Origin of the sequence: Sphingomonas sp. 1185, assembly GCF_040544655.1 — a bacterium.
Taxonomy (GTDB): domain Bacteria; phylum Pseudomonadota; class Alphaproteobacteria; order Sphingomonadales; family Sphingomonadaceae; genus Sphingomonas.
In genome coordinates this window covers 36,370-47,743 of sequence record NZ_JBEPKL010000032.1, presented here as the reverse complement: position 1 = coordinate 47,743, position 11,374 = coordinate 36,370, and the positions used below count along the sequence as shown (strand labels likewise).

Genomic DNA, 11,374 nt, shown 5'->3' with positions numbered 1-11,374 from the left:
GCAAGATCGAGATCGATCCGATGATCACCCACCGGCTGACGCTGGAGGAGATCAACAAGGGCTTCGACCTGATGCACAAGGGCGAAAGCATCCGCAGCGTGGTGATCTTCTGATGTTCAGCCATGTCGTGCTGGGCGCAAACGATATCGCCGAGGCCAAGCGCTTCTACGACGCGATCCTGGGCGTGCTGGGCGCGCCCGAGGGGGTGGTCGATCCCTGGGGGCGGCTGGTCTACAGCCATGAGGGCTCGCGCTTCCTGCTCACCCGGCCGCTGAACGGCGAGCCTGCGACCCATGCCAATGGCGGGACGCTGGGCTTCGCGGCAAAGTCGATCGAGCAGGCGGACGCCTGGCATGCCGCCGGGCTGGCGCATGGCGGCACCGCGATCGAGGACCCGCCCGGCTATCGCTATCCGCCGGTCGGCAAGATCTATCTGGCGTATTTGCGCGATCCGACCGGCAACAAGCTGTGCGCGCGCTATCTGGTGCCCGCCGCCTGACGGTCCCAAGGGGGGAATGGACATGTACACCCATATCATGGTCGGATCGAACGACATCGCGCGGTCCAAGACCTTCTATGACGCGCTGTTCACGGCGCTGGGCGGCCAACCGGGTCGGCAGGCGCCAGATGCCGAGCGTGTCCTGTATCTGCACAATGGTGCGGTGTTCATCGTGACCCGGCCGATCGACGGCCAGCCCGCCACCCATGCCAATGGCTGCACGATCGGGCTGGGCGCGGTCGATCCGGCACAGGTCGACGCAGCACATGCCGCCGGGACCGCGCATGGCGGCACCGCGATCGAGGGGCCGCTCGGCGAGCGGGACACCGGGCTGGGCAAGGCCTATCTGGGCTATCTGCGCGATCCGGATGGCAACAAGCTCTGTCTCGGCTGTCGCCTGCCCGCCGCATGAGCGACGCAGACTATATCCTGACGCTGGCGTGCCAGGACCGCGTCGGCATCGTCGCCGCCGTGTCGGGCGCGCTGGCGGGGATTGACGGGTTCATCCTCGACAGCCAGCAATATGCCGATCTGGAGACGGGGCGCTTCTTCCTACGCATCGTCTTCACCGGCCAGGGGGCGCGTTTTCCCGCCTCGGTCGAGGGGGTGAGGGCGGCGCTGAACGAACCGGCGGCGCGGTTCGGCTTCGACTGGCATGTCGCGCCCGCCAGCGAACGCCCCCGCATGCTGATCGCGGTGTCGAAGGGCTCGCACTGCCTGAACGACCTGCTCCATCGCTGGCGGACCAACACGCTGCCGGTCGAGATCGTCGGCGTGGTGTCCAATCATGACAGCCTTCGCCCGCTGGTCGAGTGGCATGGCCTGCCCTGGCATCACCTGCCTGTCGGCAACGCCAACCGCGCCGATCAGGAGGCGGCGATGCTCGCGCTGATGGACGAAAGCCGCGCCGATTACCTCGTCCTCGCCCGTTATATGCAGGTGCTGGGCGAGCGGCTGGTCGCCGCGCTGCCGGGGCGGTGCATCAATATCCATCACAGCTTCCTGCCCGGCTTCAAGGGCGCGCAGCCCTATCACCGCGCCCATGCGCGCGGGGTGAAGCTGATCGGCGCGACCGCGCATTTCGTGACGGCGGACCTCGACGAAGGGCCGATCATCGAACAGGCGGTCGAACGCGTCGACCACCGCGCCAGCGTCGACGACCTGATCCGCATCGGCCGCGATATCGAGGCGCAGGTGCTGGCCCGCGCGGTCGCCTGGGTGGGCGAGCGGCGCGTTTTCCTCAATGACAACCGGACGGTGGTGTTCCGATGACGATCGAGACGATTTCGACCTCCAAGGCGCATGGCGGCGTGCAGGGCGTCTATGCCCATGACAGCGAAGTGACCGGAACGCGCATGACCTTCTCGGTCTTCGTGCCGGAGCATGAGGCGGGCGAGAAACTTCCCGTCCTCTGGTATCTGTCGGGCCTGACCTGCACCCATGCCAATGTCACCGACAAGGGCGAGTTCCGGGGGCCTTGCGCGGAGCATCGGGTGATCTTCATCGCCCCCGACACCTCGCCGCGCGGCGAAGGCGTGGCGAATGACGACGCCTATGACATGGGGCAGGGCGCGGGCTTTTATGTCGATGCGACGCAGGAGCCCTGGGCGAAGCACTTCAGGATGCGGAGCTATATCGAACAGGAGCTGCCCGCGCTGATCGCCGCGCATTTCCCCGTCGCCGATATGGGCGCGCAAGCCATTACCGGCCATTCGATGGGCGGCCACGGCGCGCTGACCATCGGCCTTCGCAACCCCGATCGCTTCCGCAGCGTCTCGGCCTTCGCGCCGATCGTCGCGCCGGGCCAGGTGCCATGGGGCGAGAAGGCGCTCGGCGGCTATCTGGGACCGGACCGCGCCGCATGGCGACAGGCCGACGCGGTCGCGCTGATCGAGGATGGCGCGCGGGTGCCCGACCTGCTGGTCGATCAGGGCGATGCCGACCAGTTTCTGGCGGAGCAGCTTCGCCCCGAATTGCTGGCGGACGCGTGCGAGAAGGCGGGAATCGCGCTGACCCTGCGGATGCAGCCGGGTTACGACCATAGCTACAACTTCATCTCCACCTTCATGGGCGACCATGTCGCCTGGGCGGCGCAGCGGTTGCGCGGGTAAATCCGGAGCGCCGTTTGGCCTGAGCATCGTCGAAGGCCATGCTGTATCGCCTGAACCTGGGTGGATTCCCTTGGCCTTCGACGTCGCTCCGGCTGAACGGAATGCGGGGCCATGGGTTATGGGGGGGACGGAGTTTTGCACCCCGACAATCGATCCGCTATCGCACCGGCTTTGACGTGAAGGACATGATATGAGCTGCGCGCATGGCGACCCGGAGGATGGCGACCTGATCGGAGAGGACGGCAAGGTCGTTGTGCCCGATCATGTGGCGCAGGCCATCCGCACGCTGATCGCCTGGGCCGGCGACGACCCTGCGCGGGAGGGGCTGGTCGATACGCCGAAGCGCGTGGCGCGGGCATGGCGCGAATATTGCGCGGGCTATGGCGATGACCCGGCCGTCCACCTGTCGCGCGTATTCGAGGAGGTCGGCGGCTATGACGAGATCGTGCTGCTGAAGGACATTCCCTTCCAGTCGCATTGCGAGCATCACATGGCGCCGATCATCGGCCGCGCGCATATCGCCTATCTGCCGCGCAACCATGTCGTCGGCATCTCGAAGCTCGCCCGCGTGCTGCACGGCTTCGCGCGCCGGTTGCAGGTGCAGGAGCGGCTGACCGCCGAGGTCGCCGATTGCATCTGGCAGAACCTGAAGCCGCTGGGCGTCGCGGTGGTGATCGAGGCGACCCATGCCTGCATGACCGCGCGCGGGGTTCGCACGCCGGGCGTGTCGATGGTGACCAGCCGGATGATGGGCGTGTTCCGCGACGACGACCGCAGCCGCAAGGAAGTGCTGTCGCTGATGGGCCTGGGCGGATGACGACCCGCACCGTCCTGGTGACCGGCGCGGCCAAGCGGCTGGGCGCGGCGATCGCGCGGCGGCTGGTCGCGGACGGACACCGGGTGGTGGTGCATTATAACGGCTCGGCGGACGCGGCGAAGGCGCTGGCGGCGGAGCTGGACGCGCCCGTCGTGCAGGGCGACCTCGCCGAGCTGGACGGGATCGACGCGCTGTTCGCCCGTGCCCGCATGGCGGCGGGCGGGCCGATCGACGGGCTGGTCAATTCGGCGTCGGCCTTCGTCTTCGACCGTCCGCCGGGGGTGGATGCCGCGCTGATGGCCAGGCTTTATGCGATCAACGCCGCCGCCCCGGCCTTGCTGGCCTCGGCCCTGGCGCGGCAGGACGATGTGGCGGACGGCGCGGTGGTCGATCTCCTCGACCAGAAGCTCGCCAATCCGAACCCCGATTTCTTCGCCTATAGCTGCGCCAAGTTCGCGCTGGCGGGGGCGAACACGATGCTGGCGCAGGCGCTCGCCCCCCGCATCGCGGTCAATGCGGTCGCGCCGGGGCTCACGCTGCAAAGCGGCGACCAGTCGGATGCGGAATTCGCGGCGGCGGCCCGCAAGAACCTGCTCGGTCGCCCGATCGGCGCGGCGGCGGTGGCGGAGGCGGTGTCCTTCCTGCTGACCGCCAGGGGGATTGCGGGCCAGACACTCTATGTCGATTGCGGCCAGCGCTTCTGCCGCCGCGACGGCGACGTGATGTTCGAGGGGCGGGGATGAGCGTGACCTATACGATCCTGCTCGACGATCTGCGGGTCGCGATGCGCCTGGGCATCCATCCGCACGAGGCCGAGCCCCAGCCGGTCACCCTGTCGGTCGCGATGACCGTCACCTATCCCGCCGCCCCCAGCGCCGACCGGATCGAGGAGGTGCTGGACTATGATTTCCTGCGCGAGTCGATCCTGGCGATGGCAGGGGGGCCGGGCTTCGCGCTTCAGGAAAGCCTGTGCGAGGCGGTGGTGGCGCTGTGCCTTGCCGACCGGCGGGTGGTGAAGGTCCGGGTACGGTCGATGAAGACCGGCATCTATCCCGATGCGCGGGTGGGATGCGAGATCGAGCGGACGCGCTGATCGCCGGGGTTCGCGTGTCACGGATTTATCACCGAACTGTCATCAATCTGTTGCGGAACCGGCCGTCGCTGGCCTAAGCCGCCGCCGCATCAGCGGGTGCCGCAGGCATCGCGGCGAACAGGGCGGAATCAGCACGGTGAGCATGTCGAAACCCCATCGGGCCCGGTACCGGGTCGCCGTCGCGATGATGCTGGCGGCCTGTCCGGTGCCCGCCGCCGCGCAGACGGTGCAGGAGCTGCAGCGCCAGATCGACGAGCTGAAGGCGCAGATCAAGGCGCTGACCGCCGCGCAACAGGGAGGGACGGCGGCCGTCCCGGTATCGGCCGCGCCGTCCCCCCAGCCATCGCCGCCCCCCGCGCCGCAAATCGCCGCCGTGCCGCCCGCCGCGTCGGCACCGGCGGCCAGCGCCCCGGCTCCGCGCATCGCGATCGCCAAACCGCCATCGACGCGCGCGCCCTGGTATGAGCGGTTGCGCCTGCGCGGCTATACCCAGTTGCGCTATAACGGCATTCTCGACGAGCAGGATGCGCCGTCCGACACCGGATCGCGGCTGCGTTCGGTGCATGACGGTTCGATCAACGAGGATGGCGGGTTCCTCCTGCGCCGCGTCCGGCTGGTCCTGCAAGGCGACATTACCGAGCGGTTGCAGCTCTATTTCCAGCATGACTTCGGTACGGCGGTGAACAACCAGTCGAGCACCGAGCGGCGCGAGAATTTCGGGCAGCTCCGCGATGTCTATGTCGACTGGTTCCTCGACCCCGAACGGCGGCTGCGGCTGCGCTTCGGCCAGTCGAAAGTGCCGTTCGGCTGGGAAAATCTGCAATCCTCGTCCAACCGGCTGACGCTGGACCGGTCGGATGCGATCAACAGCGGCGTGCCCGGCGAGCGCGATGTCGGCATCAACGCCTATTACACCCCCGATGCGGTGCAGGCGATCTGGGACCGGCTGTCGAAGAAGAAGCAGAAGCTGTTCGGCAATTACGGCGCGTTCGGGCTGGCGGTCTATAACGGCCAGGGCACCAACCGGCCGGAGCGCAACGACCGGCTGATGAAGGTCGCGATGGCGACCTGGCCCTTCGCGCTCGACGGGCTGGGGCCGTTGTTCCGGGGGCAGGTGCTGGAGGTCGGCGGATCGGCGATGTTGAACCGCTATCGCCCCGAATTGCGCAGCGGCGGGATCAGCCCGATCAGCTATCGCGACGACCGGGTCGGCGTCCATGCCATCCTCTATCCGCAACCCTTCGGCATCCAGACCGAATGGATGACCGGTCATGGCCCGCAATATGACCTGGGGCTTCGCGCGGTGCGGAGCAGCCCGCTGGGCGGCGGCTATGTCCAGCTGATGATGGACGCGGGCAAGACCCCGGTCGGCCGCATGATCCCCTATGCCCGGTGGCAACATTATCGCGGCGGGTGGAAGGCCAATGTCGATGCGCCGCGCCTGGAAACCGACGAGTGGGAGCTGGGCGCCGAGATCCAGCTGGTCGAGGCGCTGGAGCTGACGCTGGCCTATGCGCGGATGGAGCGGCGAGAGGCCGATGCCCGTCGCACCGGCCGCGCGACCGGCGACCTGATCCGCACCCAGCTGCAATTCACCTATTGAGGATCAGTCCCCGCCGCCGGAACTGTTGAAGTCGATGCGGATGCGGACCCATTCGCCGACCATCACCTTGCCGCCGATGCGCGGCGCGCGGACGCGGAACTGCCACGCCGCCTCGCGCATCGCGCGGGCCAGGCCCAGTCCGCGCGGCGATTCGCCCAGGATCTGGCAATTCTCGACGCGATAGTCGGGGATCGTCCGGCACGCGATCAACGCCCAGCTGTTCGGCGGCGGCGCGCTGTGCAGATAGCCGTTCAGCTCGGCATTGCTCGGGCGATGGGGATACCATTCGGCATTGTAGAGCCGCTGGCCGCCCGGTCCCTCGCCGGGGCCATAGGCCGATGCGCTGTCCTGGCCGCGATCGTCGCCGTTGCTCGATCCCACGCCATTGCCCGCCCCCTTGGGCATGGCGGAAATATCGCCCGCCGCGAACAGCGACTTGTCACCCCATTGCCACGGCGTCGGCGCGGAGGTGTCGGCGGGCTTCTCGGTCGGCGGATTGGGGGTGTCGGGTTGCTTGGGGGTGACGGGGGCCTTGGAGCCGCCCGCCGCTGCGGGCTTGCGCGTGGCGATGCGCGTCTCGGGCACCGGCGCACCCGCCTCCCGGTCCGACGGGGTGACCGAGAAGGTGCTGAGCGAGGAGGATGGCTCGGGCGCGATCAGCCTGGGCGCCAGGTGGAACAGCAGCCAGGCGAGCAGCAAATGCGCCAGCACCGTCAGCGTGATCGAGGCGCCCCGCTCGCGCAGGGTTTCGCGATATCGCTCGGGCAGCCGGGTCAGCACCGCCATGTCGGGGGCCTTACGCCGTAAGAGCCGAGACCGCCCCGCTCTCCACGAACGTCATGGGGAAGAGCGGGGCGGGGACCATGGGCGTCAGGCCCGGTTGGCGGCGGACAGCACCGCGCGGACGCTGGCGGTGGCGATGTCGGTGTCCAGCCCGACGCCGAAGACGGTCCGGCCATCGGCGGTCCGCGCCTCGACATAGGCGGCGGCCTGCGCATCGGCGCCGTGGCCGATCGCATGCTCGTTATAGTCGACCACCTCCAGCGCGGGGCCGGTGGTGTCGGCCAGCGCCGCGATCACGCTGGAGATCAGGCCGTTGCCGCGCCCCGAGATCGACTTCTCCTCGCCATCCACCTGGACGCGACCGACGAAGATGCGCTGCCCGGCCGAGCCGCTCTCCTCATAGTCGCGCAGGACGAAGCGGTCGTCGCCGCGCGGCAGATAGGTCGCCTCGAACCCGCCCCAGATGTCGGCGGCGTTGAGTTCGCGGCTGGTCGCATCGGCCATCGCCTGGACATGGCGGCTGAAATCGGCCTGGAGCCGCTTGGGCAGCTTCAGCCCCTTGTCCTGCTCGATCACCCAGGCGACGCCGCCCTTGCCCGATTGCGAATTGACGCGGATGACCGCTTCGTAAGAGCGGCCCAGATCGGCGGGGTCGATGGGGAGGTAGGGGACTTCCCACAGATCGTCGTTGCGCGCGGCCTGCGCGGAAAAGCCCTTCTTGATCGCGTCCTGATGGCTGCCCGAAAAGGCGGTGAAGACCAGATCGCCCGCATAGGGGGTGCGCGGATGGACGGGCAGGTTGGTGCAATATTGCACCGTGTTCACCACCTCGTCGATGTCCGACAGGTTCAGCTCCGGATCGACCCCTTGCGTGTACATGTTGAGCGCGACGGTCACGAGGTCGCAATTGCCGGTCCGCTCGCCATTGCCCAGCAGGCAGCCCTCGACCCGGTCCGCCCCCGCCATCACGCCCAGCTCGGCGGCGGCGACGCCGGTGCCGCGGTCGTTATGGGTGTGGAGCGAGATGACCACCGAATCGCGGTTGGGGATGTTGCGCCCGAACCATTCGATCTGGTCGGCATAGACATTGGGCGTCGCGCACTCGACGGTGGCGGGCAGGTTCAGGATCAGCGGATGCTCGGGCGTCGGCTTCAGCACGTCCATGACGGCGGCGCAGACCTCGACCGAGAAATCCAGTTCGGCGGTCGAGAAGGTTTCGGGGCTGTATTCGAAGAACCAGTCGGTGTCCGGGCGCTTGGCCGCCTCATCGCGCAGGATCTTGGCGCCCTCGACCGCGATCTGGCGCACCTCGTCGCGGGTCATGCCGAACACGATCTTGCGCCAGGCCGGGCTGACCGCGTTGTACAGGTGGACGATCGCGGTGCGCGCGCCCTCCAGGCTTTCGAAGCTGCGTTCGATCAGGTCGCGGCGCGACTGGGTCAGCACCTGGATCGTCACGTCGTCGGGGATGCGATCGTTCTTGATCAGGCCCGAGATGAAGTCGAACTCGGTCGCGCCCGCGCTGGGGAAACCGACCTCGATCTCCTTCAGCCCGACCTTGACCAGCAGGTCGAACATCCGCGTCTTCTTCTCGGCGTCCATCGGGTCGATCAGCGCCTGGTTGCCGTCGCGCAAGTCCGTCGACAGCCAGCGCGGCGCGCGCGTGATGGTGCGGTTCGGCCATTGCCGGTCGGGCAGGGCGATGGTCGGGAAGGGGCGGTATTTGGTCGAAGGGTCGCGCAACATGATCGGGTCTTCCAGCATTCTCGGCCGCGTCTGGCCAGGAGGCACGGCGGGGACAGGCTTATCGGTTCATTCAGCCCTTAGGGAAGTCGCGCATGGCCACGCCGATCCTCCCCTAAGGGCGGATAAGTCGAAGCGAACGAAGCGGCAGCACGGCGATCATGATGAAGCGGTTCATGCCGCTTCGCGGCGGGCTTGTCCATATCCCGCCGCACCGCGTGAACGCTTTGTTAAAGCCGGGCGCGGCATCGACGGCCGGAATACCGGCGCCGCCGGGAAGAGGGGCCGGGAAGAGGGGGGACCGCGATGTTGCGCCAGCTCGTCTATATCAGCAGCGTGAAGGGCCCGGCGGCGGCGATCGATCCCGAGGCGATCCTGCAGGCGTCGCGCCGCAACAATGCGCGGGCGGGGGTGACGGGGCTGCTCTATTATGACGGTCGGCGTTTCCTCCAGGCGCTGGAGGGCGAGGCGGAGGCGGTGGAGCGGGTCTATCGCCACATCGCGGCGGATCCGCGTCACCATGCCCTGGTGATCCTGTCCGACCGGACGGTGGATGCTCGCGAGTTCGGCGACTGGGCGATGGGCTATGCGACCAAGGGCGAGGACAAGGCCAGGCTGGTCGCGCGCATCGCCGGCATGGCGGCGACGGCGTCGCCCGAGATCCGGGCCACGTTCGAGAGTTTCGCGGGGTTGAAGCGTCTGTTCTGATCCGGCCCCGACCGCCCGGTCTCGGGCGGCCGGAACCGGACGGCAATGGCTTACTGCGCGGTGAAGGCCGCGTTGATCACCAGGTCCACATCGTCACCCACGACCGGCACATAGGCGCCGACGCCGAAGTCCGAACGCTTGATCTTGCCGGTCGCGCGGAAGCCGATGTTCAGCTTCTTGGACATCGGATTGGTGCCCGCACCGAAGAAGGTCGCGTTCAGCGTGACCGGCTTGGTCTGGTCCTTGATGGTCAGGTTGCCGGTGATGACCGCCTTGGTGCCCATGACCTTCACGCCCGTCGAGACGAAGCGCGCGGTCGGATAGGTGGCGGCGTCGAAGAAGTCCTTCGACTTCAGGTGATTGGCGAAGGGGGCGGCGGTGACCGACAGATTGTCGATCTTGAAGGTCACGTCGACCTTGGCAGCCTGCGGCTTGGCCGGGTCGAGGGTCAGCGTGCCTTCGGACGCGCCGAACTGCCCCTCGAGCATCGAAAAGCCCATATGGTTGAGCGACCAGGTGACCTGGGTATGCGCGGGGTCGACGGCATAGGTGCCCGCGACGACGCGCGAGGCGACCGGCGCGCCGGGCGTGCCCGCCGGAGCGGTCTGGGCGATGGCCGGGGCGGCGAGGACGAGCGCCATGGCGGCGGGAAGGACGAAACGCATGGGTGGGTACTCCCTGTTGAACGGCGGCCTTTGTGGGCCGTGCGGTTAACGCACGTCAAAGGCCAAGGTCGCAACGATGCGTTTCCGGGGTGGGGCTCTGCGAGGCCCCTTTCCCTCCCCCATCCCCTCCCGCTTGCGGGAGGGGAGAGGCTTGGGGCAGTCGTTTTGCTTTTGTCGCAAACTGCGGGCTAGCCGAAGCGCTTGCGGCTTCCGCTTGGCACACCCCTCCCGCAGGCGGGAGGGGATGGGGGAGGGCAAAGGTGTCTCACCGAGCCCACCCCCCGGCGAAAAATCAGTTCTTCGCCTTGTCCACCAGCTTGTTCGCGCCGATCCACGGCATCATCGCGCGCAGTTCGCTGCCGACCTGTTCGATCTGGTGGCGCTTGGCGGCGATGCGGCTGGCCTTCAGTTCGGGCTGGCCGGCGCGGTTGTCGAGGACGAAGTCCTTCACGAAGCGGCCCGACTGGATGTCGGCCAGGACGCGCTTCATTTCCTTCTTCGTCTCTTCGGTGATGATACGCGGGCCGGTCTTGATGTCGCCATACTCGGCGGTGTTCGAGATCGAGTAGCGCATGTTGGCGATGCCGCCCTCATACATCAGATCGACGATCAGCTTCAGCTCGTGAAGGCACTCGAAATAGGCCATTTCGGGGGCGTAGCCCGCCTCGACCAGCGTCTCGAAGCCCGCCTGGACCAGCGCGGTCGCGCCGCCGCACAGCACGGCCTGCTCGCCGAACAGATCGGTTTCGCACTCTTCGCGGAAGTTGGTCTCGATGATGCCCGAGCGACCGCCGCCGACGCCCGAGGCGTAAGCGAGCGCCACGTCATGCGCGTTGCCGCTGGCGTCCTGATGGATCGCGATCAGGCAGGGCACGCCGCCGCCGCGCACATATTCGCTGCGCACCGTGTGGCCGGGGCCCTTGGGCGCGATCATGATGACGTCGATGTCCGCGGGCGGCTCGATCAGGCCGAAATGCACGTTCAGGCCGTGCGCGAAGGCGAGCGCGGCGCCGGGCTTCATCTTGCCCTTGATATCGGCGTCATAGATCGCGGCCTGATGCTCGTCGGGGGCCAGGATCATCAGGATGTCGGCCCAGGCGGCCGCTTCCTGGTTCGACAGGACCTTGAAGCCCGCCGCTTCCGCCTTGGCGGCCGAGGCCGAACCGGGGCGCAGCGCGATCGCGACATTCTTGACGCCCGAATCGCGCAGGTTCTGCGCATGGGCATGGCCCTGCGAGCCGTAGCCCAGAATGGCGATGTTCTTTTCGGAGATCAGGTTCAGATCGGCGTCGCGATCGTAATACACACGCATTGGTTTCTTCCCTTTCGATGAGGTCCGTCATGCCAGCGCA

13 protein-coding genes and 1 pseudogene are annotated in these 11,374 nt (G+C 67.6%); 10 read left to right on the top strand and 4 right to left on the bottom strand.

Translation table 11 applies throughout. The features are described 5' to 3' along the window. The 9 genes and pseudogenes from ABIC44_RS16900 to ABIC44_RS16860 all read left to right on the top strand — a co-directional run. Positions 1 to 113 (top strand): annotated as a pseudogene (locus ABIC44_RS16900) (zinc-binding dehydrogenase); the annotation flags it as partial. Further along, positions 113 to 499 carry a VOC family protein gene (locus ABIC44_RS16895; protein WP_354296657.1) on the top strand — a complete coding sequence of 129 codons (387 nt, stop codon included), beginning with the start codon at positions 113 to 115 and terminating at the stop codon, positions 497 to 499. The pseudogene ABIC44_RS16900 and the gene ABIC44_RS16895, both read left to right, overlap by 1 nt. 22 nt (positions 500 to 521) lie before the next feature. After that, a complete protein-coding gene (locus tag ABIC44_RS16890) occupies positions 522 to 911 on the top strand; it encodes a VOC family protein (protein ID WP_354296656.1) in 390 nt (129 codons plus the stop codon). Continuing rightward, the gene (purU, locus tag ABIC44_RS16885) at positions 908 to 1,771 is read left to right on the top strand and encodes a formyltetrahydrofolate deformylase (protein WP_354296655.1); all 864 of its coding nucleotides are present in this window, start codon (positions 908 to 910) and stop codon (positions 1,769 to 1,771) included. Before ABIC44_RS16890 ends, purU begins: the two co-directional genes overlap by 4 nt. Continuing rightward, on the top strand, positions 1,768 to 2,610 hold the full coding sequence (gene fghA, locus ABIC44_RS16880; protein WP_354296654.1) for an S-formylglutathione hydrolase: 843 nt from the start codon (positions 1,768 to 1,770) through the stop codon (positions 2,608 to 2,610). The genes purU and fghA overlap by 4 nt, the downstream gene beginning before the upstream one ends. A gap of 190 nt (positions 2,611 to 2,800) precedes the next feature. Continuing rightward, positions 2,801 to 3,427, top strand: coding sequence for a GTP cyclohydrolase I FolE (gene folE / locus ABIC44_RS16875; protein ID WP_307100183.1), 627 nt, complete (start codon positions 2,801 to 2,803; stop codon positions 3,425 to 3,427). Continuing rightward, entirely contained in the window at positions 3,424 to 4,170 is a 747-nt protein-coding gene (locus ABIC44_RS16870) for an SDR family oxidoreductase (protein WP_354296653.1), read from the top strand. Before folE ends, ABIC44_RS16870 begins: the two co-directional genes overlap by 4 nt. After that, entirely contained in the window at positions 4,167 to 4,520 is a 354-nt protein-coding gene (locus ABIC44_RS16865; protein ID WP_354296652.1) for a dihydroneopterin aldolase, read from the top strand. The genes ABIC44_RS16870 and ABIC44_RS16865 overlap by 4 nt, the downstream gene beginning before the upstream one ends. 142 nt (positions 4,521 to 4,662) lie before the next feature. Continuing rightward, complete coding sequence (locus tag ABIC44_RS16860; RefSeq protein WP_354296651.1) at positions 4,663 to 6,123, top strand: porin; 1,461 nt, start codon at positions 4,663 to 4,665, stop codon at positions 6,121 to 6,123. A gap of 3 nt (positions 6,124 to 6,126) precedes the next feature. Here ABIC44_RS16860 and ABIC44_RS16855 read toward each other — a convergent pair whose 3' ends face one another. Both ABIC44_RS16855 and leuA read right to left on the bottom strand, forming a co-directional pair. Further along, entirely contained in the window at positions 6,127 to 6,909 is a 783-nt protein-coding gene (locus ABIC44_RS16855; RefSeq protein ID WP_309701479.1) for an energy transducer TonB, read from the bottom strand. 84 nt (positions 6,910 to 6,993) lie between these two features. Continuing rightward, the gene (gene leuA, locus ABIC44_RS16850; protein WP_354296650.1) at positions 6,994 to 8,652 is read right to left on the bottom strand and encodes a 2-isopropylmalate synthase; all 1,659 of its coding nucleotides are present in this window, start codon (positions 8,650 to 8,652) and stop codon (positions 6,994 to 6,996) included. A gap of 303 nt (positions 8,653 to 8,955) precedes the next feature. Between leuA and ABIC44_RS16845 the strand changes: the two genes are divergently transcribed. After that, entirely contained in the window at positions 8,956 to 9,357 is a 402-nt protein-coding gene (locus ABIC44_RS16845) for a BLUF domain-containing protein (RefSeq protein WP_354296649.1), read from the top strand. 50 nt (positions 9,358 to 9,407) lie between these two features. On the opposite strand, the gene ABIC44_RS16840 is transcribed toward ABIC44_RS16845, so the two are convergent. Then, the gene (locus tag ABIC44_RS16840) at positions 9,408 to 10,022 is read right to left on the bottom strand and encodes a YceI family protein (protein WP_354296648.1); all 615 of its coding nucleotides are present in this window, start codon (positions 10,020 to 10,022) and stop codon (positions 9,408 to 9,410) included. A 292-nt stretch (positions 10,023 to 10,314) separates the two neighbouring features. Next, positions 10,315 to 11,334 carry a ketol-acid reductoisomerase gene (gene ilvC / locus ABIC44_RS16835; RefSeq protein WP_307100165.1) on the bottom strand — a complete coding sequence of 340 codons (1,020 nt, stop codon included), beginning with the start codon at positions 11,332 to 11,334 and terminating at the stop codon, positions 10,315 to 10,317. Between the last annotated feature and the right edge of the window lie 40 nt (positions 11,335 to 11,374).